Consider the following 26,800-nt stretch of genomic DNA (forward strand, 5'->3'; position numbering starts at 1 on the left):
TGCGAGGGGGCGTCGTGAGTCTTCTGGCGGTTGGGCTGTCTCATCGGTCCGCTGACCTGCGGGTGCTGGAGCGTGCGACGGTGCCGGCCGGTGAGGTCGGCAAGGTCCTCGACGAGCTGCTGCGCTGCGAGAACGTCGTCGAGGCGACGATGGTGACCACCTGCAACCGGGTCGAGGTCTACGCGGTCGTCCAGGCCTTCCACGGTGGGCTCGCCGACATCGTCGGGGTCCTGGGCCGGCACTCCGGGCTCGACGCCGCCGAACTCTACGAGCACCTCTACGTCCACTACGCGGCCGCCGCCGTCGAGCACCTGTTCACCGTCGTCGCCGGGCTGGACTCGATGGTCGTCGGCGAGTCGCAGATCCTCGGCCAGGTCCGCAACGCCTACGGCACGGCCCGCGAGGCCGGCACCGTCGGCCGCACGCTGCACGAGCTGGTGCAGCGGGCGCTGCGGGTCGGCAAGCGGGTGCACTCCGAGACCGGTCTGGACCGGGCCGGCGGCTCGGTGGTGTCCGAGGCGCTGGCCGACGCCGACCGGCTGCTCGACGGGCTCGCGGGGCGCCGCGCGCTGATCGTCGGCGCCGGGTCGATGGGCGGGCTGGCCGCCGCGGCGCTGCGCCGCGAGGGCATCGGCGAGATCGTCGTCGCCAACCGGACCGAGAGCGCCGGGGCGCGGCTGGCCGAGTTGCAACGCGAGCACGGCGTGCCGGCCACGGCCGTCGGTCTCGGTGATCTGGCCGCCCAGCTGGCCGCCGCCGACGTCGTGGTCTCCTGCACCGGCGCGTCCGGCTCGGTGATCGACGCCGGCACCGCCGAGGTGGCGCTCGCCGGCCGTGACCGCGCGCTGGTGATCTGCGACCTGGGTCTGCCCCGCGACGTGGACGCCCAGATCGCCGATCTCGACCACGTCACCATCGTCGACCTGGAGAGCCTGCAGCGCCGGCTGGCCACCGCGCCCAGCGGCCTGGACACCCAGCGGGCCAGCGCGATCGTCGCCGAGGAGGTGCGCGGCTACTTCGCCACCCAGCGCTCGGCCGAGGTCACTCCCACGGTCACCGCGTTGCGCCGCCGCGCCGCCGAGGTGGTGGACGCCGAGCTGCTGCGGTTGGACTCGCGGCTGCCCGAGCTGGACGCGGGGGTGCGCGGCGAGGTCGCGCAGACCGTGCGCCGGGTCGTGGACAAGCTGCTGCACACGCCGACCGTGCGGGTCAAGGAGCTGGCCTCGGCTCCCGGCGGCGCCGAGTACGCCGAGGCGCTGCGCGAGCTGTTCGGGCTCGACCCGACCGCACCGGTGGCGATCGCCAAGGGTGCCGTGAAGACGGATGGTGAACGCCGGTGACCCGCACGATCCGGATCGGTACCCGGGGCAGCGCGTTGGCGCTCGCCCAGACCGGGACCGTGGCCGACCAGCTGTCCAGCGCCGGTGCCAAGGTCGAGATCGTGACCGTGGTGACCCCCGGCGACCGCTCGTCGGCGCCGATCGCCGAGATCGGTGTCGGCGTGTTCACCTCGGCGTTGCGCGACGCGCTCGCCGACGGCACGGTCGACGTCGCCGTGCACTCCTACAAGGATCTGCCGACCAAGCCCGATCCGAGGCTTTCGTTGGCCGCCGTTCCGCCACGGGCCGACCCCCGGGACGCGCTGGTGGCCAGGGACGGGTTGACGCTCGGCGAGCTGCCGCCCGGCTCGCGCGTCGGTACCGGTTCCCCGCGCCGGGCGGCCCAGTTGGCCGCGCTCGGTCTCGGGCTGACCATCGTGGCGATCCGCGGCAACGTGGACACCCGTATTCGCAAGGTCTCCGACGGCGAGCTGGATGCCGTCGTGTTGGCCAGGGCCGGGCTCGCCCGGCTCGGCCGGCTGGGCGAGGTCACCGAGGTGCTCGACCCGATCCAGGTGCTGCCGGCTCCCGCGCAGGGGGCGCTCGCGGTGGAGTGCCGGGTGAGCGACGTCGACACCGAACACCTCCTTCAGTCCATTGTGGACGACCAGTCGACGAGGGTGGCGGTGGCCGCGGAACGCGCCATGCTGGCCACCCTCGAGGCAGGTTGCAGCGCGCCGGTCGGTGCGTTGGCCGACGTCGTCGAGGACCTCGACGCCGACGACCAGGTGGTTCACCGCCTGTCGCTGCGCGGGGTCGCGGCGGTCAACTGGACCATCGACAGTGGGCTGGAGGGAACCGCCGTCGAGTTGCTGCGCGCCTCGGCCACCGGTGACCTGACCGCAGGGGAGCAGTTGGGGCGCGCGTTGGCCGCCGAACTGCTCGAACTCGGAGCCGGCGTGCTGTCCGGCCCCGAGTCGTAGTTGACGACCACAGACTGTGCTGATGAAAGAAAGTGGCCGAGAAATGACCACCCGTACCCGAAAGAGCTCGGGTCGCATCGCGTTCGTCGGTTCCGGCCCGGGCGACCCCGGGCTCCTCACCGTCCGCGCCAAGGAGCTCCTCGCCAGGGCCGAGCTCGTCGTGACCGACCCCGACGTGCCGGCCGGCGTGCTGGCCATCGCCGGCAGTGAACTCTCCGGCGACCCCGCCGGCGACCCCGCCGGTGCGGAGGAGGCCGGCGAGCAGGCCAGGGCCGAGGTCCGCCCGGCCGTCGGCGACCCGACCGACGTCGCGAAGGACCTGGTGACCGAGGCCAAGGCCGGTCGGCTGGTGATCCGCCTGGTCTCCGGCGACCCGCTGACCAACTCCGCCCTCGTCGCCGAGGCGCAGGCCGTGGCCCGCACCAGCGCCGCGTTCGACGTGGTGCCCGGCGTGCCGCCCGGCACCGCGGTCCCGGCCTACGCCGGCATCGCCCTGGGCGCCGCGCACACCGAGGTCGACGTGCGCGGTGAGGTCGACTGGGCTGGCCTGGCGGCCACGCCCGGCCCGATCGTGCTGCTCGCCAGCTCCAGCCACCTCGCCGAGGCGGCCGGCGCGCTCGCCGAGCACGGCCTCGCGCCGCAGACCCCGGTCGCGGTGACCGCCGACGGCACCGGCTCCGGCCAGCGCACCCTGGACACCACGCTGGCCTCGCTGGCCGCCGACGCCGGCGAGATCGCCGGCAACCTGGTGGTCACCGTCGGCCAGGCGGTCGCCGGGCGCACCAAGCTGTCCTGGTGGGAGTCCCGCGCGCTCTACGGCTGGCGCGTGCTGGTCCCCCGGACCAAGGACCAGGCGGGGGAGATGAGCGAGCGGCTGCGGCTGCACGGCGCCATCCCCTCGGAGGTCCCGACGATCTCGGTCGAGCCACCGCGCAGCCCCGCGCAGATGGAGCGCTCGGTCAAGGGCCTGGTCGACGGCCGCTACCAGTGGCTGGTGTTCACCTCCACCAACGCGGTGCGCGCGGTGTGGGAGAAGTTCGCCGAGTTCGGCCTGGACGCCCGCGCGTTCTCCGGCGTGAAGATCGCCTGTGTCGGCGAGGCCACGGCCGAGCGGGTGCGTAGCTTCGGCATCATCCCCGAGCTGGTCCCCTCCGGTGAGCAGTCCTCGGAGGGCCTGTTGGAGGAGTTCCCGCCCTACGACGACATCCTCGACCCGGTGGACCGGGTGCTGCTGCCCCGCGCCGACATCGCGACCGAGACTCTCGCCGCCGGCCTGCGCGACCGTGGCTGGGAGATCGACGACGTGACCGCGTACCGCACGGTGCGGGCCGCGCCGCCGCCCGCCGAGACCCGCGAGATGATCAAGACCGGTGGGTTCGACGCGGTGTGCTTCACCTCGTCCTCGACCGTGCGCAACCTCGTCGGTATCGCCGGCAAGCCGCACACCCGCACGCTGGTCGCCTGCATCGGCCCGAAGACCGCCGAGACGGCCCGGGAGTTCGGCCTGCGCGTGGACGTGCAGCCCGAGCACGCCCAGGTGCCCTCGCTGGTGGACGCGCTGGCCGAGCACGCCGCCCGCCTGCGCGCCGAAGGCGCGTTGCCCCCGCCCCGCAAGACCAAGCGAGCCCGCCGCTAGGGAGTGGCCATGTTCCCGAGTCACCGGCCCCGCCGGCTGCGTGGCACCGCCGCGCTGCGGCGGCTGGTCGCCGAGACGACCGTGCGGCCCAACCAGTTGGTGCTGCCCATGTTCGTCCGCGAGGGGGCGACCGAGCCGCAGCCGATCGCGACCATGCCCGGCGTCGTCCAGCACACGCGGGACTCGCTGCGCAAGGCCGCGGTCGAGGCGGTGGCCGCCGGCGTCGGCGGGCTGATGCTGTTCGGCGTGCCGCAGCGGCGCGACGCGACCGGCTCCGGCGGGCTGGACCCCGACGGCGTGCTCAACGTCGCCCTGCGCGACCTGCGCGCCGAACTCGGCGACGACACGGTGCTGATGTCGGACCTGTGTCTCGACGAGTTCACCGACCACGGCCACTGCGGGGTGCTCGACGCCGACGGCAACGTCGACAACGACGCCACGCTGCGGATCTACGGGGACATGGCCCTGGCCCAGGCCGAGGCCGGCGCGCACCTGCTGGGGCCAAGCGGGATGATGGACGGCCAGGTCGGCGCGATCCGCGAGGCGCTGGACCGCGCCGGGCGAGGCGACGTCGGCGTGCTGGCCTACTCGGCGAAGTACAACTCGGCGTTCTACGGCCCGTTCCGCGACGCCGTCGAGTCGCAGCTGGTCGGGGACCGCAAGACCTACCAGCAGGACCCCGGCAACGTCCGGGAGGCGCTGCGCGAGGTGCGGCTGGACCTCGACGAGGGCGCCGACCTGGTGATGGTCAAGCCCGGCATGCTCTACCTGGACGTGCTGCGCGCGGTGTCGGAGATCAGCGACGTGCCGGTCGCGGCCTACCAGATCTCCGGCGAGTACGGCATGGTCGAGGCCGCCGTGGCCGCCGGCTGGCTGGACCGGCGGGCGGCCGTGCTGGAGACGCTGACGGCGTTCCGCCGGGCCGGCGCGGACGTCGTGCTGACCTACTGGGCGGTCGAAGCCGCGGGCTGGCTCCGCTGAGACCCACGGTCGCGGGTAACCTCCCGGCCGTGACCAAGCCAGACAACTCGGACGCGGACGACGCGGCCGACCGGGACACCACGGCCGAACCGGCGAAGAAGCCGGCCGCGCGGTCGGCGCAGCAGCCGGCGAAGCCGCCCGTGAGGAACAAGCCGCGTCCGGTCATGCCGACCGCGCGGGAGGCGGCCGCGGCCGCCGGCGACAAGCCGCCACCGGCGGTGGTCAACTGGGGCTTCTACGTGATCGCGCTGGCCGTCGTGGTCGGTGTCGTCGGGGCGATCTACCTGATGCTCAACAAGGACACGCTGGTGAACAACCAGCTCACCCTGGAGGGCGCGGAGAAGATCACCCGCGAGGAGGCCGAGCGGGTGGTGTCCAACGCGCTGTGGACGCTGATCGTCATCAACGTGGTGTTCGGCGCGTTCCAGGGCCTGTTCGCCTACAAGGCCCGCGAGGGCCAGCGCAAGGCGCGGATGCTGGTCACCATCGCGACGGTGATCGTCGTGGTCTTCCACTACCTGGCGGTGCCGACGCTGTTCGGCCAGCTCGCCGGCCTGCTCGCGGCCATCGGCTGCGCGCTGCTGTACCTGCCGGGGGCCAGGGACTTCTACCCGCCACGGCAGCCGGTGAAGTGACCCAGCCGGCGTCCGACGAACCGGTGCTGTTCGCCGAGGACGGCTCGACCTGGTGGCCGGCGCTGTGGGGGCCGCTGTTCGCGGTGATCGGCGCGGTGGTCGAACTGGTGACCGGTGGCCCGGTGCACTGGTCGCAGTGGCTGGTGGTGGCCGTCGCGCTGGGCGGCGGCGCGCTGGTGTGGGTGCAGGCCAGGCGCAAGGTCTACCTGGTGCGGCTGACCACCGCCACCCTCACCCAGGGTCGCGAAGTGATCCCGGTGGACACGATCGCCCAGGTCAGCGAGGTGGGCGTGCCGGTGGGGGCGAAGGTCCTGGGCGGCGGCTGGACCGTGCCGCGCAAGACCAACGCCGTGCCGCTGCGGCTGTCCGGCGGCTCGGTCGTGCTGGCCTGGGCCCGCGACGACGACACCCTGCGGGAGGCGCTGCGCCGGCTGGTCGAACCCGACCCGAACTGAGCGTGGCGGCGTCATGTTCAATGGAGGGGTGTCGACCCCCCACGACGATGGCCGGAACTGGGAGCCGATGCCGCCCGTCCAGGACGGCGGCAGCGGCGAGATCCCCCGGCCCAAGGCCGTGGACACCGCGTTCCAGGCGAGCCTGGCCGGGGCGGTGGTCGGCGCGCTGGCCACCGTGGTGACCGTGCTGCTCGACCGTGAGCAGATGCTCACCCTGGCCCGCGAGGCGCTCGCCGGCGCCGGCCTGCCCGACGGTGACGCGGAGGTCACCCAGGCACTGAGTACCTTCCGGGTCGCCATGGGCTTCGGCATCGCGCTGTTCCTGGGGCTGTGGCTGCTGTTCGCGACGAAGATGCGCGCCGGCCGCAACTGGGCCCGGATGCTGATCACGATCTTCGCGGTGGTCGGCTCGATGAGCTTCCTGTCCGCGATGGCCAGCACCGGCGCCGAGCTGGGGCTGATGTGGAACCTGGCCGAGGTCGCGTTCATGATCACGGCGGTGATCTACATGTTCCGGCCGGAGTCGACCCGGTACTTCGCCGAGCACCGCCAGCGCCGCCTCGCCCGGCGCGGCGGCCATCCACGATGAGTACATGAGAGGGTTGCCGTCGTGACCGCTCCGCAGGCAGCCGCCCCGCTGGTGGCGCCCCCGCCGACCGAACCGGCGGCGCTGCACCGGCCGTGGCGCGCGCTCGTCGCGGTCGTCGAACTGGCGTTGGCCGGCGGCCTGGTGTTCGCCGCGTTCTGGGCGTGGCCCCGGGGTTTCTCCACGATCCTCACGGTGACCTCCGAGGGGCGTGAGGTGGTCGCCGACCGGATCCACGGCAACTGGCTCGCCACGGCGATCGGGTTCGGCGCGCTGGGCGCGCTGCTGGTGGTGGACGCGGTGCGTCAGGCGGCGCTGGCCGTGCGGACCCGGCCAAGGCAGGCCAAACGATCGACGAAGGTGGCACGTGAGGACTGAGGTGGGTACCGCGCGGCGTTCGGCGGAGCTGTTCGAGCGGGCGCGGGCGGTCACGCCCGGCGGGGTGAACTCCCCGGTACGCGCGTTCCAGGCGGTCGGCGGCACGCCCAGGTTCATGGTCCGGGGCCAGGGCCCGTACCTGTGGGACGCCGACGGCACCCGCTACGTCGACCTGGTGGCCTCCTGGGGCCCGATGATCCACGGCCACGCCCACGAGCCGGTGGTCGAGGCCGTGCGCGCGGCGGCGACCTCCGGCCTGTCGTTCGGCACCCCGACCGAGGGCGAGATCGACCTGGCGGCGGAGATCATCGGCCGGGTCGGCCCGGTCGAGCAGGTCCGCCTGGTCAACTCGGGCACCGAGGCCACGATGAGCGCGATCCGCCTGGCCAGGGGTTTCACCGGCCGGCGGGTGATCGTCAAGTTCGCCGGCTGCTACCACGGCCACGTGGACGCGCTGCTCGCCGAGGCCGGTTCCGGCGTGGCCACCCTCGGCCTGCCGACCACCCCGGGCGTGACCGGCGCGTCGGCCGCCGACACGGTCGTGCTGCCCTACAACGACCTCGACGCGGTGCGGGCGGCGTTCGCCGAGCGCGGCGCCGAGATCGCGGCGGTGATCACCGAGGCGGCGGCCGGCAACATGGGTGCGATCGCCCCGGACCCCGGCTTCAACGAGGGCCTGCGTGACCTGTGCACCGAGCACGGCGCGCTGCTGGTGATGGACGAGGTGATGACCGGCTTCCGGGTGTCGGCCGCCGGCTGGTTCGGCATCGACTCGGTCGCCGGCGACCTGTACACCTTCGGCAAGGTCATGTCCGGCGGCCTGCCGGCGGCGGCGTTCGGCGGCCGCGCCGACGTGATGGCCGCGCTGGCCCCGGCCGGCCCGGTGTACCAGGCGGGCACGCTGTCCGGGAACCCGGTGGCCGTGGCCGCCGGCCTGGCGTCGCTGCGCGCGGCGACCCCCGAGGTCTACACGACGCTGAACACCAACGCGACCCGCCTGGGCACCCTGCTGGACACCGCGCTGACCGAGGCCGGTGTCGAGCACACCGTCCAGTTCGCCGGCAACCTGCTGTCGGTGTTCTTCACCGGCGAACCGGTCCGCGACTACGCCGGCGCGAAGGCCACCGCGACCGGCCGCTACCCCGCGTTATTCCACGCGCTGCTGGCCAGGGGCGTGTACGCGCCGCCCAGCGCGTTCGAGGCGTGGTTCGTCAACGCCGCGATGGACGAGGAGGCGTTCGGGATCATCGCCTCGGCGCTGCCCGAGGCGGCGAGAGCGGCGGCGGCATGAGCACCAGGACGACCGTGCACCTGCTGCGCCACGGCGAGGTGCACAACCCCACCGGGATCCTCTACGGCCGCCTGCCCGGCTTCAACCTCTCGGAGTTGGGCCGCCGCCAGGCGCTGATCGTCGCCGAACACCTGGCGGGCAACGACATCACCCACGTGGTGGCCTCGCCGCTGGACCGGGCCCAGCAGACCGCCGCCCCGATCGCCGACTCCCACCAGCTGACCCTGGCCACGGACGGGAACCTCATCGAGGCCGACAACGTGTTCGAGGGCAAGCGCGTGTCGGTCGGTGACGGCGCGCTGCGCCAGCCGAGGAACTGGCCCAAGCTGTACAACCCGTTCCTGCCGTCGTGGGGCGAGCCGTACCTGGTGATCGCCCGCCGGATGCTGGCCGCGGTGTACCGGGCGCGCCGGCAGGCCGAGGGTCACGAGGCGGTGTGCGTGTCCCACCAGCTGCCGATCTGGACGCTGCGGCGCTTCCTGGACGGCAAGCGCCTCTGGCACGACCCCCGCCGCCGCGAATGCTCCCTGGCGTCGCTGACCAGCCTGGTCTTCGACGACGAACGGCTGGTCCGGATCGCCTACGGGGAGCCGGTCGGCGCTTCGAGCCCGAAGGTCACCGGCGCATGAGAACACTGGTTCTGCTGCTGGCCGCGGCCCTGACCGCCACCGCCTGCACCACCGGCACCGACGCCGTGGTCCGGGGCGCGGAGTTCCGGTTCGTCTCCCCGGGCGGCCAGACCACGATCCTCTACGACGTCGAGGACCGCCAGGAGGTCCCGGAGATCTCCGGCGACGACCTGATGAACGAGGGCGAGGAGATCGCCGTCTCGGACTTCGTTGGCGACGTCGTCGTGATCAACATCTGGGGCCAGTGGTGCGGCCCGTGCCGCGCCGAGGCCCCCGAGTTGGAGGAGATCTACGAGTCCCGCAAGGACGAGGGCCTCACCGTGCTGGGCATCGACGTGCGTGACCCCAACCGCACCACCGCCCAGGACTTCGTGCGCGACACCGGCCTGACCTACCCGTCGATCTACGACCCGCCCGGCCGTTGTCTGCTGGGCCTCAAGGGCTACCCGCGCTCGATCGTCCCGTCCACGATCGTCCTGGACAACAAGCACCGGGTGGCCGCGGTCTTCCTCCGCGCCGTGATGGCGCAGGACCTCACACCCACCCTGGACGCCCTGCTCGACGAACGCTGAGCACGAAGGCCGGAGAACCAGGACACAGCAACAAGACCCTGGACAACTCACAGGAATCCCACTGCTTACCCTGACCCCGTGGACCCCACAGCAATAGCGTTCGACGGCCCGCTACTGCTGGCCGCCGCCGTCTCCCTGCTGGCCGGCCTGATCTCCTTCGCCTCCCCCTGCGTGGTCCCGCTGGTCCCCGGTTACCTGGCCTACCTCGCCGCCCTCGTCGGCGCCGACGCCCCCCCGGTCAAGGTGGGCGCCGGTGCCCCCGCGCCGGAGGAGGAACGGCCGAGGAAGCAGGCGCGCGTCCTCACCGCGGTGGGCCTGTTCGTCCTTGGCTTCACGGTCGTGTTCACCGTGGCGGTCGGCAGCCTCGTCTGGCTGGCCGACGCCCTGCTGCTCAACGAGGACCTGCTCCAGCGCATCGGCGGCGTGATCACCATCGCCATGGCCCTGGTCTTCGTCGGCCTCATCCCGGGCCTGCAACGCGACGTGCGCCTCCATCACACGCCCCGCATCGGCCTGGCCGGCGCGCCGGTCCTGGGTGCGATCTTCGGCCTGGGCTGGACCCCGTGCCTTGGCCCCACGCTCTCCGCGGTGATGGTGATGGCCAGCAGCACCGGCGGCACCGCCGCCCGGGGCTTCACGCTGGTCCTGTTCTACTGCCTCGGCCTGGGCGTCCCGTTCCTGGTGATCGCCCTGGGGGCCCGCTGGACGGTCCGCACCAACGGCTGGCTGCGCCGCCACAGCCGCACCATCCAACTCGTCGGCGGTGGGCTGCTGTTCGTCGTCGGTGTGCTGCTGGTCACCGGGCTCTGGGCCGACCTGACCTCCTGGCTGCGCGACGCCGTGGTCACCACCACGGAGCTGCCGTTGTGATCGCGTTCCTGCGTAACACCTGGCGTGGCCTCACCTCCATGCGCACGGCGCTGTTCCTGCTGTTCCTGCTGGCGCTGGCGGCGATGCCGGGCGCGCTGCTGCCCCAGGTGGACCTCAACCCCGTCAAGGTCGAGGAGTTCGTCGCGGCCAACGGCTGGTGGGGCCGGCTGCTGAACAGCCTCGGGTTCTTCGACGTGTACGCCAGCGTCTGGTTCTCGGCGATCTACGTCCTGCTGTTCGTCTCGCTGGTCGGCTGTCTCACGCCGCGCACGTTCGAGTACCTGCGGTCGCTGCGGGCCCGGCCGGTCATCACCCCGCGCAACCTGTCGCGGCTGCCGCACCACCGCGAGGGCACCACCGACGGGGACGTCGACGAGGTGATGCGCGCGGCCCGCGAGCGGTTGCGCGGCTGGCGGATCGAGGAGCGCGAGGAGGCCGACGGCGCCCGCAGCATCTCCGCCGAGCGCGGCTACCTGCGCGAGACCGGCAACCTGGTGTTCCACTTCGCGATGCTCGGGCTGATCATCGCGCTGGCCATCGGCAAGATGTTCAACTACGAGGGCCAGGTCGTGGTGATGGCCGACGGGTCGGAGTTCTGCAACTCCGGCACGTTCGCCTACGACTCGTTCAGCCCCGGGCTGCGCGTGGACGGCACCGAGCTCAACGAGTTCTGCGTGCGGGTCAACGACTTCAACGCCCACTACCTGCCGACGGGCCAGGCCGACTTCTTCCGCGCCGACATCGAGTACCAGGTCGGCGAGGACCTGGCGACCAACACCTGGCGGCCCTACCCGCTGGAGGTCAACGACCCGCTGCGGATCGCCGGGGACCGGATCTACCTGCTCGGCAACGGTTATGCGCCGACGTTCACCGTCACCTTCCCCGACGGGCAGCAGCGCACCCTGACGACCCAGTGGCGCCCGGCCGACCAGATCACCCTGCTCTCGGAGGGCGCGACGAAGTTCGACCCGCCGGGCGTGACCGACCCGGCGCAGCGGCGTGAGCAGCAGATCGCGGTGACCGGCCTGTTCGCGCCGACCGCGACGTTGCAGGGCAAGCTGCTCGCCTCGTCGTTCCCCGACCTGCGGGACCCGGCGGTCGCGATCGACGTGATGCGCGGGGATCTCGGCACGAACGCCGGGCGCGGCCAGTCGATCTTCGAGATCGACCAGTCGATGGTCGACAGTGGCCGGCTGGAGCGGGTGGCGCGGGCGAACCTGCGGCCGGGGGAGGACGTCCGGCTCGACGACGGCACGGTGGTGTCCTTCGACGGCGTCGAGCGTTTCGCGTACCTGCAGGTCTCGCACGACCCGGCGCAGACCTGGGTGCTGGTGTTCTCGGTGTTCATGACGTTGGGCCTGAGCACCTCGTTGCTGATCAAGCGCCGGCGGGTGTGGGTGCGGGCCACCCCGGGAGCCGGGGATGACGGTGATCGCCGTACGGTGGTCCTGCTCGGTGGTCTCGCCCGCACCGACCAGGCCGGGTACGGCGAGGAGTTCGGCAGGATCGCCGACGACCTGCTGCCGGAGCGCGAACCTGAGGACGCCCCCCAGCAGGACGTCACCGCGGGAAGGGAAGTCTGACCTGATGCCGGTGAACGAGACGCTCTCCACCTACAGCGACTGGTGCTACGGCGCGGCCGTGGGTGTGTACGTGCTCGCGATGTTGTTCTCCCTGATCGACCAGGCCTTCGGCCGCCGGGTGCCCAAGGCGGTACGCCGGGCGCGCGAGCGGGAGCTGGTCGGGGCCGGTGGGCCGGTCCTGACCGAGGACGTCCCGGTCACCGACGACACCGACGTCAGGACCGACGGGCCGGAGCCGGGCGAGCGTGCCCGCCGGTTGGGCCGGATGTCGGTCGCGCTGACGGTGCTCGGGGCCACGCTGCACCTGGTCGCGCTGGTGATGCGCGGGGTGGCGACCGAGCGGGTGCCGTGGGGCAACATGTACGAGTTCGGCGCGACGCTGTGCCTGGTGGCGGTGATCACCTGGCTGGTGGTGTTGCGCAGGTTCCCGATCCAGCACCTGTCGGTGTGGGTGCTGCTGCCGGTGATCGCGCTGATGTTCCTCGGCGGCGTGGTGCTCTACAGCGACGCGGCCCCGGTGCAGCCGGCGTTGCAGTCCTACTGGCTGGTCATCCACGTGTTCTCGATCGCGTTGGGCAGCGGGATGGTGCTGGTGCCGGGCGTGGTGTCGGTGCTGTACCTGGTGAAGAACAGCCGGCTGCGGGTGGCCGACAGGCTGCCTTCGGCCGACGTGCTGGACCGGGTGGCCTACCGCACGACGGTGTTGGCCTTCCCGATCTTCACGGCGGGCGTGATCTTCGGTGCGATCTGGGCGGAGTCGGCGTGGGGCCGGTTCTGGGACTGGGACCCGAAGGAGACGGTTTCGTTCGTCGCCTGGATCGTCTACGCCGCGTACCTGCACGCGCGGGCGGTCGCCGGGTGGCGCGGGAAGCCGGCCGCGATGATCAACATCGCCGGGATGGCGACCATGATCTTCAATCTTTTCTTCATCAATCTGGTTGTCGCGGGCCTGCACTCGTACGCGGGTGGCTGACCAGGCTTGGTGGACAACCAGCCAAGAGATCAGTACTCTCCGCCACCGGGGTTCGTCCGCTCACCCGTACGGGTGAGATATCAGGGCCAGGAGGGTGCAAGTGAGCTACGCGGCTACCTACGGCGGTCACGAACGAGTACCAGCTGAGCGGCAGTTACGTCGCGACCATCCGCTGGGACTGCGCAAGACCTACGACGATCCCGAGGACTCCGACGACCGTGGCAACGCCCGCCGCTGGAGCTTCGGTGTCGCCGCCGGCGCCCTGATCGTCGCCGGCACCTTCGCCGCCGGCGCCCTCGGCCTCAACGACGGCGCCGCCCCGCTGGCCACCGGCTCCGCCCCTGAACACGCCCCGGCCGCGCCGGGCAACAGCACCGGCAACGGCGGCGGCGACATCGGCGGCCCGGCCGTCGCCCCACCGCCCGGCAAGGACGCCAACCACAACGCCGACAAGGACCAGGCGAGATCGGTCCCGAAAGCCCCGGTGACCGTGGCCCCGGCCGGTGACCACCGCCCGGCCCCGCCCGTCGGCGGTTCCGCCAGCGGCTCGGCCGACGCCGCCGTGCCCACCCCCGCGCCGGCCCCCGCTCCGGCGCCGGCCCCCGCGCCGCAACCCGCGCCCGCCCAGCCCCCGGCGCCCGCCGAGCAGTCCCGTCCCGGCCTGGTCGAGGGCGTGACCGACACCGTCGGCGGTGTGGTCGGCGGCGTCGGCGACACCGTGGGCGGCGTGCTCGCCCCGGTGACCGGGCTCCTCGGCGCCAACGAGCAGCCCGCCCTGACGATGATCAACCCGGGCGGGGACCTGTTCGCCGGGTGACGATTCGGCCCGGACCTCACTGAAACCCCTGTCCGGGTGCCGCCTGAACTGTCACGGTTGCTGGTGCGAAGACCGGCAGGACCCGTGTCGACGTTCGCCCGATGCTGCGACTACCGTCGGCCTCGGAGCGGTCCCGGGGGCAGTTTTCAGGGAGGAACCCAGCGGTGAGTGGGCGCGAGCACGAGCCGGACACGGCTGGAGCCGGCCAGGATTTCTCCTGGCTGCCCTCCGGCCAGCAGCGGCCACAGACCGACGCTGACGCGGCCGAGGACTTCGGCCCCCAGTCCCTGGTGTCGACCGAGGCGGTGCCGCCGGGGGCGCACCCCCAGCCGCACTACACCGAACCGAACGCGTCCGGCCCGCACCAGTACGTCGACCCGGCCACGGTGAGCAACCACCCGGTCGTCGACCCGTACCCGCAGCAGCCGCCCGCCGAAGGGGCGGTGACCTCCGGGACGGCAGGGACCTCCGGCCCGCACCCGCCCGTCGACCAGCAGTACGCCAACCCCAACACCTCGGGTCCGCACCAGTACGTCGAGGCGACCCCGTCGGGGCCCCAGCAGTACGCCAACCCGAACACGTCGGGTCCGCACCAGTACGTCGAGGCGACGCCGTCCGGACCCCAGCAGTACGCCAACCCGAACACCTCCGGCCCGCACGCCACGCCGCCCGGCGGCTACCCCCAGGGCGGCTTCCCGCCCGGCTACCCGGCCCAGGCCCAGCAGCAACAGCAGCCGCCCCGGCGGGCCGACGAGCTGTCCTCGGCCAAGCTCATCAAGCAGGCCAAGCGGCGCCCGCAGTCCGGCTGGCGCAAGGCCGTCTACGTGGCGACCGGTCATCTGGTCAACGTCGGCGAGAGCCCGTCGGACGTGCACCGGCGCGAGTTGATAGCGCGGGTCAACCAGCCGCTGCGCGGCTGCTACAAGATCGCGATGCTCAGTCTCAAGGGCGGCGTCGGCAAGACCACCACCACGACCACGCTCGGTTCGACGTTCGCGTCGCTGCGTGGCGACCGGGTGATCGCCGTGGACGCCAACCCCGACCGGGGCACGTTGAGCCAGAAGATCCCGCTGGAGACCACGGCCACCGTGCGTCACCTGCTGCGCGACGCCGACCGGATCCACCGCTACAGCGACATCCGCGCCTACACCTCGCAGGGCCCCAGCCGCCTGGAGGTGCTGGCCAGCGAGCAGGACCCGGCGGTCTCCGAGGCGTTCAGCGAGGACGACTACCGGCGCACGGTCGCGCTGCTGGAGCACTTCTACAACATCGTGCTCACCGACTGCGGCACCGGCCTGATGCACTCGGCGATGAAGGGTGTCCTGGACATCGCCGACGCGCTGGTCATCGTGTCCTCCGGTTCGGTCGACGGCGCCCGCAGCGCGTCGGCGACGCTGGACTGGCTGGACGTGCACGGCTACCGCGACCTGGTCTCCCGCTCGGTCGCCGTGATCAACTCGGTGCGGCCGAGGGCCGGGTCGGTGGACCTGGACAAGCTGGGCCAGCACTTCGGTTCACGCTGCCGCGCGGTGTGCCGGATCCCGTTCGACCCGCACCTGGAGGAGGGTGCGGAGATCGAGCTCGACCGGCTGGGCGCGCCGACCAGGCTCGCGCTGCTGGACCTGGCCGCGACCGTGGCCGACGGGTTCCCCAGCGAGTTCTACTACATGCGCTGACGCCCGCGCGGGCGTCAGGCGGGGGGCTGCTGCTTGCCGTCAGGGTCGGCCGGCGGCTTCCGCTCGCTGAGCGACCGGAGGAACTCCGGGTCGTCGTCCGGTGCGAGGGGCGCCGGCCGGCTCGGACGGGTGGGGCGCAGGGGACGGCGTTCGCCCTGTTCAGGGCGGTTGGTCTCGGTGGCGTTCGACACGAACGCCCGCCACAACAGCACGGCGATGCAGATGGCGCCGATCGCGGCGAGCAGGTACGGCATCGTGCCACCTCCCGAAGGTCTTGCCAACGAGATTAGCCCGTTTGTTCCGTTTCCGGGGGCTCGGGGGGTGCTCGATGTGTCACGCCGACCCGTTGGGCTTGGTCGCCTCCGTGGTCAGCTCCGCGAGCAGGGTCTTCACCTCGGACTCGCGGAAGCGACGGTGGCCGCCCGGGGTCCGGATCGAGCCGATGCGGCCGGCTGTCGCCCAGCGGGTGACCGTTTTCGGGTCGACCCGGAACAGCGCGGCGACCTCGCCCGGAGTCAGCAGGCGCTCACCGACGTGTGCTGTTGTCACGTGTCCTCCTCGGGATGCAGGGAATCGGACACGCCAATCGTGGCATCTCGCCCGTCGGGTACTCGAACGGTTGTCTGATGGTAAAGAGGTAGTAAGGGACAAATCGGCTGGTTCGGGCGTCAAGCCCTGCCGCTAGAGTCCCAGGACGTGGACACCCTCGACCGGCGGATCATCGCCGCGCTGCGCGAGAACGGCCGCGCCACCTACGCCGAGCTCGGGCGCCAGGTCGGCCTGTCGGCCTCGGCCGTGCACGAGCGGGTCGGCAAGCTGGAGTCGACCGGTGTGATCACCGGCTACCACGCCATGGTCGACCCGTCGTCGGTCGGCCTCGGCGTCACCGCGTTGATCGGCATCCACTCGACCGACACCGCCGACGACGAGGACGTGGCCGCGTCGCTCGCGCTGCTGACCGAGGTGGAGTCGTGCTACCGGGTCGCCGGCGAGGAGTCGTTCGTGGTGAAGGTCCGGGTGGCGACGGTCGACGAGCTGGAGCAGACCCTGGGCCGGCTGCGGCGCATCGCCGGCATCGCCCGCACCCGCACCACCCTGGTGCTCTCGACGAGGTTCGAGGGCCGGCCGAACACCTCGGAGGTCGATACCCGTGACGAGTAGGCCGGCCCTGGGCCGCGACCTGGCCCTGTACACGCTGGCCAGGCTGGCCCTGGTCGCCGTGGTGACCGTGGTGCTGGTGCTGTTCAACGTGCCGCTGCTGGTGTCGCTGGCGGTCGCGGTGATCGTCGGTTTCCCGCTGGGCCTGCTGGTCTTCCGTGGCCTCAACCGCCGGGTCACCAGCGGCCTGGCCGAACGCGGCGCCTCCCGGGACGCCGAACGTGACCGCCTGCGCGCGCAGCTGCGCGGCGAGGAACAGGAGGAGGACTAGCGGTGTCGGCCATCGACCGGTGCAGCGAGAAGACGAGGACCTGGGTCTGTGAGGCGGTGCGCCTGATCGAGGCGGACGCCAACCGCAGCGCCGACACGCACCTGATCCCGTTCCCGCTGCCGGTGGAGTGGGACGTGCAGCTCTACCTCAAGGACGAGTCGACCCATCCGACGGGCTCGCTCAAGCACCGGCTGGCGCGGTCGCTGTTCCTGTACGCGCTGTGCAACGGCTGGATCGTCGAGGGCACCCCGGTGATCGAGGCGTCGTCGGGGTCGACGGCGGTGTCTGAGGCGTACTTCGCCCGGATGCTGGGGCTGCCGTTCATCGCCGTGATGCCCCGCACGACCAGCGCGGAGAAGGTCGAGCTGATCGAGCGCCAGGGCGGCCGGTGCCACTTCATCGACGAGCCGGGCGCGCTGTACGCCGAGTCCCACCGGCTGGCCGGCGAGCTGGGCGGGCACTTCATGGACCAGTTCACCCACGCCGAGCGGGCCACCGACTGGCGGGGGAACAACAACATCGCCGAGTCGATCTTCGACCAGATGGCGCTGGAGCCCCACCCCGAGCCGGAGTGGGTCGTCGTCGGCGCCGGCACCGGCGGCACCAGTGCCACGGTCGGCCGCTACATCCGCTACCGCCAGCTGCGCACCCGGCTGGCCGTGGTCGACCCGGAACACTCGGTGTTCTTCGACGCCTGGCGCGACTCGGACCCGGCCCTGACGGCGGGACGCGGGTCGCGCATCGAGGGCATCGGGCGCCCGAGGGTGGAGCCGTCGTTCATCGGCCAGGTCATCGACCGGATGATCAAGGTCCCGGACGCGGCGTCCCTGGCCGCGATCCACGCCGTCGAACCTCTCCTCGGCCGGCGTGTCGGCGGTTCCACCGGCACGAACCTGTGGGGCGCGTTCCAGCTGGTCGCCGAGCTGCGGGCGGCGGGGAAGCCGGGCAGCGTCGTGACCCTGCTCTGCGACGCGGGCGACCGGTACACCAACACCTACTACGACCAGTCGTGGCTCAACTCCAACGCGCTGGACCTGACCTACCACTCGTCGGCCGTGACCGAGTTCCTCACGTCGGGCACCTGGTCACTCAGCTGAGCGCCATCGCGACGCTGGCCAGCAGCGCCCAGGCCAGCATCGCCAGGCCGGTGTCGCGCAGGACCGGGATCAACGCGAGTCCTTCCCGCCCCCCGGTGACCGTCCTCACCGACGGCACCACCAGCGCCCCGGCGGCGAGCGCGAGCAGCATCCACGGCGTCCCCAGCGCCGCCACGACGGTCACCACGAACGGGACACCGACCAGCACCACGTAGAGCGTGCGCGTGCGCCGCTCCCCGAGCCGAACGGCGAGCGTGCGTTTGCCGCTGGTGCGGTCGGTCGGCACGTCCCGCAGGTTGTTCGCCACCAGCACCGCCGCCGAGAACGCCCCCAACGCCACGGCCCCGCCGGCCCCCAGCCACGTGATCCGCTCGGCCTGCACGTACTCGGTCCCCAACACGGCGACCAGCCCGAAGAAGACGAAGACCGCGGCCTCACCCCACCCCGAGTACCCGTAGGGCCGCGACCCGCCCGTGTAGAACCAGGCGGCCGCGACACTCACCGCACCGATGGCGACCATCCACCACAACCCGGTCAGCGCCACCAGCACCAGCCCCGCCAGACACGCCACCCCGAAACACCCGAACGCCGCCAGCCGCACCGCCTTCGGCGTGGCCAACCCCGACCCCACCAACCGCACCGGCCCGACCCGCTCGCTGTCGGTGCCCCGGATGCCGTCGGAGTAGTCGTTGGCGTAGTTCACCCCGACCTGTAACGCCACCGACACCACCAGCGCGAGTGCCGTCGCCCACCAGCTGAACCGGTCGACGACACTGGCGGCCGCGGCCCCCACGATCACCGGCGCGACCGAGTTGGGCAGGGTGCGAACCCGTGCGCCTTCGACCCATTTCGTGGCCATCACCCCATCCTCGTCCCCGCCCGACCCGGCGCCGGGCGCGGGTGACCCTGTGACCGTGGCCACGCGCGCCTCCCCGAGCGCGAGCTCAACGGCGGTCGGGTTCGGCGCGGCTGGCCGCCACGAGGTCGGTGTAGCTGTCGGTGATGAGTTCCTGGTCGGTGACACCCAGTTCGCCGAGCACGGCCCGCAGGGCGGTCAGCGCGTCGGACAGGTCGTCGGGCTCGGTGATCGTCTCGAGTTCGAGGAAGGTGCGGCCGGCGAGTTCCGGGATCCGCACGACGCTGGCCAGCAGGTCGTGCCCGTGGGCGGTGAAGCGGAAGTTGTCGCAGTGCTTGCGGTAGGAGATGTGCTCGACCAGCCCGAGGCCGAGGAACATCGTGTGCGGGACGGCGCGTTCGGCCACCTCGGTCTCGTGCTCCGGTTTCGACCCGAACTCGTCGACCGCGGGCTCCTTGTACGTCAGGACAACACGATCACCGGAGCTGGTGGTGATCGTGCGCAGGCGCAGCTCGTAGCCTCTCGCGACCATCGACAGGTCGGGGCGGTCGTAGTAGGCGTCGGCGTACACGCTCGCTTCGCCGACGGCACGGCCCGCGAGGGCGGCACGCACCTGCTCCGGGTGGGCGAGCAGGGCGGTCAACTCGGCTTCGATGGACACCGACCCTCCGTTCGGACCGCGTGACGGCAGTCCCCGCCACACCTGTCCGACGAACCTACGCAACCCGCGACGCGACACCCATGGCGTGGGCCGGCGTGCCGGAATGTTCGTCCCGCCCGCCCCATACCGGGCGCGGGTAACCTTGTGACCATGGCCACGCCGGATCCCGAGCTGCCCACGGGCGGGCGAATCCAGTGGTACCGCGAGAACCTGGGCATGTCCCGGCCGGTGCTCGCCGGGCGGGTCGGCAAGTCGGTGTCCTGGGTGAAGTCCGTGGAGAACGGCCGCCTGCGGACACCGAAACTGTCGGTGCTGCTGCGGATAGCGCAGGTTCTCGAACTCGCGGATCTCGCGGAGCTGACCGGCGCCGGCGAAGCGGTCCCGGTGCGGGTGTTCGCCGGCGAGCGACACAGCGCACTGACGGCCGTCCAGTCCGCGCTCACCGACTACCAGGTGACGCCGGCGGGTCGACCGCCGAGGATCGCCCACCTGGCGTTGCGTCTGGACCAGGCGTGGCGGGTGCGGCACGCCAGCCCGGACCACCGGACCCAACTCGGCGCACTGCTGCCCGACCTGATCCGCGACGCCCAGCACGCCGCGCGCACCGCGCCGGCGCAGGATCGGCGGACGGCCCGCCGAACCCTCGCCGGCGTGTACCAGCTGGCGGACTTCTATGTCGCCTACCAACCGGCCCAGGAGCTGGTGTGGCTGGTCGCGGACCGGGCGCTCACCGAGGGCCGCGAGGCCGACGATCCGTACGTGGTCGCCGGCGGCGCGTGGGCCATGGTGCAGGCACTGCGCGACGCCGACCGTTGGGACGAGGCCGTGACTCTCGCCACCGACGCCGCCCGCCAGCTGGAACCCCACCTCGACACAGCCCCGGACGACTGGCGCGGAATGGTCGGCGCGCTCGAGGCGGAGCTGGCGTACGTGCACGCGCGGCGCGGTCGCCCAGGCCGGGCCTGGGCCCACCTGGAACGCGCGGACACGATCGCCCGCCAACTGGGCCCCGGCTACCGGCACGTGCAGTCCAGCTTCTCGGTCCCGGTGATGGCCGCCCACGCCACCACGGTCGGTGTGGAACTGCGCCGTGCCGGCGAGGCACTGCGAGCGGCCGATTCCGTGGACGCCGACCAGATCGCCTCCGTCCCACGCCGCAGCCGACACCTGATCGAAGTGGCCCGAGCCCACCACCAGCGCGACGAACGCGCGGCCGTCTGGGCCCTGCTGTACAAGGCAGAGCGCGTGGCTCCCGAAACGATCCGCTACAACGGCTTCGCCCGGGACATGCTCATCGACCTCAGCGCCCACCCCCCGGCCGGCTTCCGCAACGACGTCCTCGACCTCTGCCACCGAGTGGGCATCGCCGCGTAGCCCGACGGAGTGGGGGCACAAACTGTGCCCTCCGCCGGTGCCGGACCGGCCGATACTCACGCCATGGCAGAGCAGAACGGTGCGTGGCACGACACCCTGACGCTGATCAGCGATCTGTCGTCGGTGAACAAGCGCATCGCCACGTTCGTCCTGCGGGTCCTGGACGCGGACGCGGGTGGTGGGAGCCACCGTCGCCGGCCGCTGGGCAGGCGTTGGGAGCCCGACTGATCGACCTGGGACACGTCCTGCGGGACCGGGCGCTCGAAGCCGGCGGCGTGCCCGCCCCTCAGGGCGGGCCGTGCGGCCACCGGCGGGAACCGCACACCCCGTGGACCGGCGGGCGAAGCGCCATCTACGTCGCTGGCAACTGACGATCCTCGAACCAGAAAGTCGAATCACACATGCATGCCTCGTTGTTCAGTCTCGTCACCGTCGATGACCCCGGGGTCGTTTTCGCCTGGGGAATGGAGATCGTCGGTGATCGTGATGGTGAAGAGTGCCGGAAGACGGTCGTTCACGTCGGCGGGCCGGGTGGGCAGGGGTCCATCTCCACCCACGAGTCGGCGGAGAAGGCGTGTGCCCGGTGGAGTGCGGTGGTGCCGCTGGATCTCCGGTGGGACGTCGACGACTGGATCGACGCCACGCGTCTGGTCGCGGGCTGGTCAGCCGGTGAGCAAGGTGCGGACCGCTGAGTGGTCGATCTTGCCCGGTCCGCGCAGGGGCAGGTCCGGGACGAACCGGACCAGCCGGGGCACGGCCTGCCCGCCCAGCACCGTCCGCACGGTCTCCTGCAGGGCCTCCACGCGGGGCGGGTGTCCTGGGTCGGCCGGGACGACCGCCGCCGCCACCAGGTCGCCCCATTCCTCGTCCGGCACGGCCACCACGCACACCTCGGCCACGTCCTCCCGTGCGGTGAGCGCGTTCTCGACGGCCGCCGGGGCGATCTTCACGCCGCCGGTGTTGATCACCGTGTCGGCGCGGCCGTGGACGGTCAGGGTGCCGTCGGGGTGCACGGTCCCCAGGTCGCCGGTGCGGAACCAGGGGCCGAACCGGGCCCCGCGCCGGTAGCCGTTGGCCAGGGTCGGTCCGGCGATCCGGATCTCGCCGCCGACCACCCGCACGGACACGCCGTCGAGCGGGCGGCCGTCGTACACGCAGCCGCCGGCCGTCTCGGACATGCCGTAGGTCGTCACGACGCGGATGCCGGCGGCGCGTGCCCTGGCGACCAGCGCGGGTGACGCGGCCGCGCCGCCGACCAGGACCGCGTCGAAGCCCAGCAGGGTCGGCTCGTCGAGCAGGCGGAGCAGTTGGGTCGGGACCAGCGACGTGTAGTACGGGCCCGGGTTCTCGAACAGCCGCGCGGCGGCCGTGGCGAACGATCCCTCGCGCACGACCGGGTCGTGGCCCGCCAGCAGGGAACGGACGATCACCTGTGCGCCGGCGACGTGGTGGGCCGGCAGGGTCAGCAGCCAGCGGCCGGGCCCGCCCAGGCGCGTGTGGGTCGCGGTGGCCGAGGCCACCAGCGCGCTGGCCGACAGCAGCACGCCCTTGGGCTCACCGGTCGAGCCGGAGGTGGCGATGATCAACGCCGTGTCGGGTTCGACCGGGTGGTCGGGGGCCAGGTGGGCGACCAGGGCCGCCCGCCGGGGGTCGGTGGCCGACACCGGCAGGACCGCCGGGCCGCCGGTCAGCGCCGCGCGCAGCGCCGTGGCCAGGTCGGTCACCGAGTCTGGGCCGTCCACCGGGATCACACGCACGTCGCCCATTGTGGCCGGCCGCGGCTCAGAAGTAGTCGGTCAGGTCCTCGCCCCGGTCACGGGCCCGCAGGAACTCCCGCCTGGCCGCCGTCACGCCCTGCCGCCGGCCCAGGCTGAAGCCGAACACCAGCCCGACCAGCAGCGACACCAGCACGGCGATCGTGATGCCCATGGCGAACCCCTTCGGGTCAGTAGTGGTACGGGTACGGCGTCCAGTCCGGGTCGCGCTTGTCGAGGAACGCGTCGCGCCCCTCGACGGCCTCGTCGGTCATGTACGCCAGCCGGGTCGTCTCGCCGGCGAAGATCTGCTGGCCGACCAGGCCGTCGTCGATCAGGTTGAACGCGTACTTGAGCATGCGCTGGGCCGTGGGCGACTTGCCGTTGATCTCCCGCGCCCACTCCAGCGCGGTCGCCTCCAACTCGGCGTGCGGGACGACCTCGTTCACCGCGCCCATCCGGTGCATGTCGGCCGCCGAGTACGTCCGGCCGAGGAAGAACACCTCGCGGGCGAACTTCTGGCCCATCTGCCGCGCCAGGTACGCCGAGCCGTAGCCGGCGTCGAAGCTGCCGACGTCGGCGTCGGTCTGCTTGAACCGGGCGTGCTCCTCGCTGGCCAGCGTCAGGTCGCACACCACGTGCAGGCTGTGGCCGCCGCCGGCCGCCCAGCCGGGCACCACCGCGATCACCACCTTGGGCATGAACCGGATCAGCCGCTGGCACTCCAGGATGTGCAGCCGGCCCGCGCGCGCCGGGTCGACCGTCTCGGCGGTCTCGCCGGCCGCGTACTGGTACCCGGTTCGCCCCCGGATCCGCTGGTCGCCGCCCGAGCAGAACGCCCAGCCGCCGTCACGTGGTGACGGTCCGTTGCCGGTGAGCAGCACACAGCCGACGTCGGGGCTCATCCGCGCGTGGTCCAGCGCGCGGTACAGCTCGTCGACGGTGTGCGGGCGGAACGCGTTGCGGACCTCCGGCCGGTCGAACGCGATCCGCACCGCCCCGGTGTCCACCGCGCGGTGGTAGGTGATGTCGGTGAAGTCGAAGCCGTCGACCTGCCGCCACGCGGAGTGATCGAACAGCTCGGACACGGGTTGGGTCGCCACGCGGCGAAGCATATGGGCAGCGAATCGCTTGAGGTAGCGCCCGGTGAATCGCGGTACGGCGGGCCGGCGTGTCAAGCTGATCTGGTGCACGACGTCGACTCCGCGCTCGACCTGCTGTGCGACCGGGACCTCGCGTCCGGTCGCCGGGTCAGCGAGGCCTGGCGAGGGTTGTCCGGCGGCGACGCCAGGTACCGCGCCTCACAGTTCGACGTGCAGCGCTACCTGTGGCTGATCCTGCCCCGGCTGGTCCGCGCCGGTGACCCGGTCGACTGGCGCCCGGTGGTGGAGGCGTTCGGCGCGTTCTTCGAGCTGACCGGCGAGCCCCGCTACGCCGAGATCTGCCGGGGGCGCTGGACCGAGCGGGTGCTGGCCGCCGCCGACGACCTGGACCGCTGCGCCGAGCTGGCGATCAACGCGATGGACGACTCGGGCGTGCTGCCCCCCGAGGACCTCGACATCGCCTGGCTGTCCGAGCCGGGCCCGTACGAGGCGGCCGCGTTCGACGCGATCGCCCGCGCCCTGGAGTCGGCGATCGAGGACGGGCAGATCCCGCTGGCCACCCCGGCCACCGACGCGATGCGCCTGGTGCTGGCCGTTGACCTGCTCAACAGCACGCTCGCCGACGAGGGCCGGCGCACGGTCGCGCAGGCCATGACCACCGAGCGGATGCGTTACTGGTCGCGCCAGACCCCCAGCTCGGCGCTGCGTGAGCTGCTGGTCCGCACCGAACCGGACATCGCCGCGCCGCCCCGGCGGGACCTGCGGCTGGACACGCTGGCCCCGCTGCGGCTGCTGCTGGAGGCGTGCGGCGGGCCGGGCGCCCGGCTGACCCGCGCCGGCTACCTGCCGACCGAGTTGGTCGCGCGGCTGGTCGAGGCGCTGCCCGACGAGCTGGCCTCGGCCGGCGGCGGGCGCAGCGAGGCCGGCTGGCCGCCGGTCATGCGGCTGCGTGACCTGGCCGAACGCTGCGAGCTGCTGGAGCCCGACGGCGGCCGGCTGCGGCTGACCTACCTCGGTGAGGACGCCCTGATCGACGAGCTGGCGCTGTTCGGGGCGTTGATCAGCCGGCTGATCGGCATGGCCGACCCCACCCACCGCCAGCACGTGCTGGAGACCGTGTTCACCATGATGCTGCTGGAGGCCAGGGTCGACCGCGCCGCGCTGGACCGGCGGATCACCGTGGTGCTCGCCGAGTACGGCTGGGAACGCGTCAGCGACCCCGACAGCGACCCCGACAGCGACCCGGTTGGCGATCTGGCGGACGAGGTGCCGGCGCTGCGCGCCGAGACGCTGGCGGACCTGCGGATCCTCGGCGCGCTGGCCGACGGGGCCGACGCGGCCGACGACGACGGTCGCCCGGTGGGTGTGAACGACTTCGGCCGGGAGCTGGTGGTGGCCTCGATGCGGGCGCGGGTCATGCAGGGGTGGTGGTGGGGATGAATCCGGCGACCGCGCAGGCCTGGGTGATCGTCGACGAGCTGGTGCGCTGCGGCGTGACCCAGGTCGTGCTGTGCCCGGGGTCGCGCAACGCGCCACTGTCGATGGCACTGTTCGAGGCCGCCGAGACCGGCCGGCTGACCCTGCACGTGCGGATCGACGAGCGCTCCGCCGGCTACCTGGCGCTGGGCCTGACCCGGGGCTCCGGCCGCCCCGCGGCCGTGGCCTGCACGTCCGGGACCGCCGCGGCCAACCTGCACCCGGCCGTGCTGGAGGCCGCGCACGCCGGCGTCGGGTTCCTGGCGCTGACCGCCGACCGCCCGCCGGAGCTGCTGGGCATCGGCGCCAACCAGACCGTCGACCAGCGCGACCTGTACGGCCCGGCCGCCGCGACCGTCGCCTTCCCGGTCGCCCAGCGGCTCGACGGGCAGGGCCGGGTGTGGCGGGCGCTGGTGTGCCGCGCGGTCGCCGAGGCGGAACACGGCCGGCCGGTGCAGGTCAACGTGCCGTTCCGGGAACCGCTGGTGCCGACGTTCGAGCCGCCGTGGCCGGACTCGCTCGACGGGCGGCCCGACGGCCGGCGGTGGACGGTGTCCGCGCCGCCGCCGCTGCCCCGGGGCGGGATGGACTTCACGCTGCCGGCGCGCACGCTCATGGTGCTGGGCAGCGGCCGGGCCGACCGGGCGGTCGCGGCGGCGTCGGTCGCGCAGAGCGCCCGGTGGCCGGTGCTGGCCGAGCCGACCGCGCGGGCGGCGGCGCTGTCCGGCGGGGCGGTGGTGCTGCGCCACGGCACGCTGCTGGTCAGCGGTGAGCTGCCGGAGGCGCTGCGCCCCGACGCGGTCGTGGTCGTCGGCCGGCCGACGCTGTCCCGTGGCGTGTCGCGGCTGCTGGCGGGCACGACGGTCTACGCCATCGACGACGTGCCAGGCTGGGCGGACGCGCAGCACGCGGCGGCGCAGGTGCGGTGCTGGCTCGACCTGGGGGACCTCGGGCTGATCGAGGGCATCGAGACCGAGTGGCTGCCGTCGTGGCGCCAGGCCGACGTGAGCGCGCAGACCGCGGTCGACAAGCTGCTCGCCGAACAGGAGTGGCCCACCGGGCTGCAGGTGGCGGCCGAGCTGGTGGCGGCGCTGCCCAGCGGCGGCCAGCTGTTCGTCGGCTCCTCGAACCCGATCCGCGACGTGGACCTGGTGGCCGAGCCCCGGTCGGACATCGCGGTGTACGCGAACCGGGGCGTGTCCGGGATCGACGGCAACGTGTCGACCGCCGCCGGGCTCGCCCTGTCCTCGACCGGGCCGACCTACGCGCTGGTCGGTGACCTCACCTTTCTGCACGACCTCAACGCGTTGGTCGTCGGCCCGCCCGAGCAGCGCCCGGACCTGACGGTCGTGGTGGTCAACGACAACGGCGGCGGGATCTTCTCGCTGCTGGAGCAGGGCGCCGCCGAGCACCGGCCCAGCTTCGAGCGGGTCTTCGGCACCCCGCACTCGGTCGACCTGACGACGCTGTGCACGGCGCTGAACGTCCCGCACACGCTGGTCACCGACCGGGCCACGCTGCGGTCGGCCGTGGTGCCCCAGCCGGGCCTTCGGGTGGTCGAGGTCCGCACCGACCGGGCCGCGCTGCGGGAACTGCACGCGCGGCTGCGCACCACCGCCACCGAAGCCAGCCACACCTGACACAGAAGCGGGCCCCCTGCCGGAGG

General features: G+C 72.6%; 30 protein-coding genes. 23 read left to right on the plus strand and 7 right to left on the minus strand.

Going from position 1 to position 26,800, the window contains the following annotated elements; all coding sequences use genetic code 11:
* Positions 1–14 precede the first annotated feature (14 nt).
* The 16 genes from BLA60_RS28160 (at position 15) to BLA60_RS45765 (ending at position 15,384) form a co-directional block, all read left to right on the plus strand.
* The gene (locus BLA60_RS28160; RefSeq protein ID WP_075136039.1) at positions 15–1,340 is read left to right on the plus strand and encodes a glutamyl-tRNA reductase; all 1,326 of its coding nucleotides are present in this window, start codon (positions 15–17) and stop codon (positions 1,338–1,340) included.
* The gene (gene hemC, locus BLA60_RS28165; RefSeq protein ID WP_075136040.1) at positions 1,337–2,302 is read left to right on the plus strand and encodes a hydroxymethylbilane synthase; all 966 of its coding nucleotides are present in this window, start codon (positions 1,337–1,339) and stop codon (positions 2,300–2,302) included. The genes BLA60_RS28160 and hemC overlap by 4 nt, the downstream gene beginning before the upstream one ends.
* Before the next feature lie 43 nt (positions 2,303–2,345).
* Positions 2,346–3,938, plus strand: a complete 1,593-nt coding sequence (locus BLA60_RS28170; RefSeq protein ID WP_075136041.1) for a bifunctional uroporphyrinogen-III C-methyltransferase/uroporphyrinogen-III synthase — start codon at positions 2,346–2,348, stop codon at positions 3,936–3,938.
* 9 nt (positions 3,939–3,947) lie between these two features.
* Positions 3,948–4,919: a porphobilinogen synthase gene (gene hemB, locus BLA60_RS28175; protein ID WP_075136042.1), complete on the plus strand. Its 972-nt coding sequence runs from the start codon at positions 3,948–3,950 to the stop codon at positions 4,917–4,919.
* A 29-nt stretch (positions 4,920–4,948) separates the two neighbouring features.
* Positions 4,949–5,554 carry a hypothetical protein gene (locus BLA60_RS28180; protein WP_075136043.1) on the plus strand — a complete coding sequence of 202 codons (606 nt, stop codon included), beginning with the start codon at positions 4,949–4,951 and terminating at the stop codon, positions 5,552–5,554.
* Positions 5,551–6,009, plus strand: coding sequence for a hypothetical protein (locus BLA60_RS28185; protein ID WP_075136044.1), 459 nt, complete (start codon positions 5,551–5,553; stop codon positions 6,007–6,009). Before BLA60_RS28180 ends, BLA60_RS28185 begins: the two co-directional genes overlap by 4 nt.
* A 28-nt stretch (positions 6,010–6,037) precedes the next feature.
* A complete protein-coding gene (locus BLA60_RS28190; protein ID WP_075136045.1) occupies positions 6,038–6,598 on the plus strand; it encodes a hypothetical protein in 561 nt (186 codons plus the stop codon).
* 21 nt (positions 6,599–6,619) lie between these two features.
* Entirely contained in the window at positions 6,620–6,973 is a 354-nt protein-coding gene (locus BLA60_RS28195; protein WP_075136046.1) for a hypothetical protein, read from the plus strand.
* Entirely contained in the window at positions 6,963–8,264 is a 1,302-nt protein-coding gene (gene hemL, locus BLA60_RS28200; protein WP_084735332.1) for a glutamate-1-semialdehyde 2,1-aminomutase, read from the plus strand. The genes BLA60_RS28195 and hemL overlap by 11 nt, the downstream gene beginning before the upstream one ends.
* Entirely contained in the window at positions 8,261–8,893 is a 633-nt protein-coding gene (locus tag BLA60_RS28205; protein ID WP_075136048.1) for a histidine phosphatase family protein, read from the plus strand. The genes hemL and BLA60_RS28205 overlap by 4 nt, the downstream gene beginning before the upstream one ends.
* Positions 8,890–9,465 (plus strand): TlpA family protein disulfide reductase, encoded by a 576-nt coding sequence (locus BLA60_RS28210; RefSeq protein WP_075136049.1) that lies wholly within the window; start codon positions 8,890–8,892, stop codon positions 9,463–9,465. The genes BLA60_RS28205 and BLA60_RS28210 overlap by 4 nt, the downstream gene beginning before the upstream one ends.
* A gap of 78 nt (positions 9,466–9,543) precedes the next feature.
* Entirely contained in the window at positions 9,544–10,335 is a 792-nt protein-coding gene (locus BLA60_RS28215; RefSeq protein WP_075136050.1) for a cytochrome c biogenesis CcdA family protein, read from the plus strand.
* A 38-nt stretch (positions 10,336–10,373) separates the two neighbouring features.
* Complete coding sequence (resB, locus tag BLA60_RS28220; RefSeq protein ID WP_084735344.1) at positions 10,374–11,918, plus strand: cytochrome c biogenesis protein ResB; 1,545 nt, start codon at positions 10,374–10,376, stop codon at positions 11,916–11,918.
* 4 nt (positions 11,919–11,922) lie between these two features.
* Positions 11,923–12,891, plus strand: a complete 969-nt coding sequence (gene ccsB, locus BLA60_RS28225; RefSeq protein WP_075136051.1) for a c-type cytochrome biogenesis protein CcsB — start codon at positions 11,923–11,925, stop codon at positions 12,889–12,891.
* Positions 12,892–12,991: 100 nt separating this feature from the next.
* A complete protein-coding gene (locus tag BLA60_RS44935; RefSeq protein ID WP_075136052.1) occupies positions 12,992–13,708 on the plus strand; it encodes a hypothetical protein in 717 nt (238 codons plus the stop codon).
* Between the two features lie 164 nt (positions 13,709–13,872).
* Complete coding sequence (locus tag BLA60_RS45765) at positions 13,873–15,384, plus strand: MinD/ParA family ATP-binding protein (RefSeq protein ID WP_245812191.1); 1,512 nt, start codon at positions 13,873–13,875, stop codon at positions 15,382–15,384.
* Between the two features lie 14 nt (positions 15,385–15,398).
* On the opposite strand, the gene BLA60_RS28240 is transcribed toward BLA60_RS45765, so the two are convergent.
* Positions 15,399–15,638, minus strand: a complete 240-nt coding sequence (locus BLA60_RS28240) for a hypothetical protein (RefSeq protein ID WP_075136053.1) — start codon at positions 15,636–15,638, stop codon at positions 15,399–15,401.
* A gap of 79 nt (positions 15,639–15,717) precedes the next feature.
* Positions 15,718–15,933, minus strand: a complete 216-nt coding sequence (locus BLA60_RS28245) for a BldC family transcriptional regulator (protein ID WP_075136054.1) — start codon at positions 15,931–15,933, stop codon at positions 15,718–15,720.
* Between the two features lie 147 nt (positions 15,934–16,080).
* On the opposite strand from BLA60_RS28245, the gene BLA60_RS28250 reads away from it, so the two are divergent.
* From BLA60_RS28250 to cds1, 3 genes are read left to right on the plus strand one after another with little or no spacing between them, the layout of a single operon-like run.
* On the plus strand, positions 16,081–16,545 hold the full coding sequence (locus BLA60_RS28250) for an Lrp/AsnC family transcriptional regulator (RefSeq protein WP_075136055.1): 465 nt from the start codon (positions 16,081–16,083) through the stop codon (positions 16,543–16,545).
* A complete protein-coding gene (locus BLA60_RS28255; protein WP_075136056.1) occupies positions 16,535–16,813 on the plus strand; it encodes a DUF4229 domain-containing protein in 279 nt (92 codons plus the stop codon). The genes BLA60_RS28250 and BLA60_RS28255 overlap by 11 nt, the downstream gene beginning before the upstream one ends.
* 2 nt (positions 16,814–16,815) lie before the next feature.
* Entirely contained in the window at positions 16,816–17,910 is a 1,095-nt protein-coding gene (cds1, locus tag BLA60_RS28260) for an L-cysteine desulfhydrase Cds1 (RefSeq protein WP_075136057.1), read from the plus strand.
* Here the strand turns inward: cds1 and BLA60_RS28265 are convergent.
* Positions 17,903–18,769 (minus strand): 1,4-dihydroxy-2-naphthoate polyprenyltransferase, encoded by an 867-nt coding sequence (locus BLA60_RS28265; RefSeq protein ID WP_075136058.1) that lies wholly within the window; start codon positions 18,767–18,769, stop codon positions 17,903–17,905. The genes cds1 and BLA60_RS28265 overlap by 8 nt on opposite strands.
* Positions 18,770–18,854: 85 nt before the next feature.
* Positions 18,855–19,427, minus strand: a complete 573-nt coding sequence (locus BLA60_RS28270) for a class IV adenylate cyclase (RefSeq protein ID WP_075136059.1) — start codon at positions 19,425–19,427, stop codon at positions 18,855–18,857.
* A 150-nt stretch (positions 19,428–19,577) separates the two neighbouring features.
* Between BLA60_RS28270 and BLA60_RS28275 the strand changes: the two genes are divergently transcribed.
* Together BLA60_RS28275 and BLA60_RS43705 are read left to right on the plus strand one after the other, a co-directional pair.
* The gene (locus tag BLA60_RS28275; RefSeq protein ID WP_075136205.1) at positions 19,578–20,801 is read left to right on the plus strand and encodes a helix-turn-helix domain-containing protein; all 1,224 of its coding nucleotides are present in this window, start codon (positions 19,578–19,580) and stop codon (positions 20,799–20,801) included.
* 63 nt (positions 20,802–20,864) lie between these two features.
* On the plus strand, positions 20,865–21,029 hold the full coding sequence (locus tag BLA60_RS43705) for a hypothetical protein (protein WP_154814673.1): 165 nt from the start codon (positions 20,865–20,867) through the stop codon (positions 21,027–21,029).
* Positions 21,030–21,463: 434 nt separating this feature from the next.
* Here BLA60_RS43705 and menE read toward each other — a convergent pair whose 3' ends face one another.
* The 3 genes from menE to BLA60_RS28290 are packed head-to-tail and all read right to left on the minus strand — an operon-like array spanning position 21,464 to position 23,670.
* The gene (gene menE / locus BLA60_RS28285) at positions 21,464–22,558 is read right to left on the minus strand and encodes an o-succinylbenzoate--CoA ligase (protein ID WP_075136206.1); all 1,095 of its coding nucleotides are present in this window, start codon (positions 22,556–22,558) and stop codon (positions 21,464–21,466) included.
* 25 nt (positions 22,559–22,583) lie between these two features.
* Positions 22,584–22,730: a hypothetical protein gene (locus BLA60_RS43710; protein ID WP_154814674.1), complete on the minus strand. Its 147-nt coding sequence runs from the start codon at positions 22,728–22,730 to the stop codon at positions 22,584–22,586.
* 16 nt (positions 22,731–22,746) lie between these two features.
* Complete coding sequence (locus BLA60_RS28290) at positions 22,747–23,670, minus strand: 1,4-dihydroxy-2-naphthoyl-CoA synthase (protein ID WP_075136061.1); 924 nt, start codon at positions 23,668–23,670, stop codon at positions 22,747–22,749.
* Between the two features lie 72 nt (positions 23,671–23,742).
* Between BLA60_RS28290 and BLA60_RS28295 the strand changes: the two genes are divergently transcribed.
* Positions 23,743–25,098, plus strand: a complete 1,356-nt coding sequence (locus BLA60_RS28295; protein WP_075136062.1) for a hypothetical protein — start codon at positions 23,743–23,745, stop codon at positions 25,096–25,098.
* The gene (menD, locus tag BLA60_RS28300) at positions 25,095–26,774 is read left to right on the plus strand and encodes a 2-succinyl-5-enolpyruvyl-6-hydroxy-3-cyclohexene-1-carboxylic-acid synthase (RefSeq protein ID WP_075136207.1); all 1,680 of its coding nucleotides are present in this window, start codon (positions 25,095–25,097) and stop codon (positions 26,772–26,774) included. The genes BLA60_RS28295 and menD overlap by 4 nt, the downstream gene beginning before the upstream one ends.
* The last annotated feature ends 26 nt before the right edge of the window (positions 26,775–26,800 follow it).

Source organism: Actinophytocola xinjiangensis (assembly GCF_001921215.1).
GTDB lineage: Bacteria > Actinomycetota > Actinomycetes > Mycobacteriales > Pseudonocardiaceae > Actinophytocola > Actinophytocola xinjiangensis.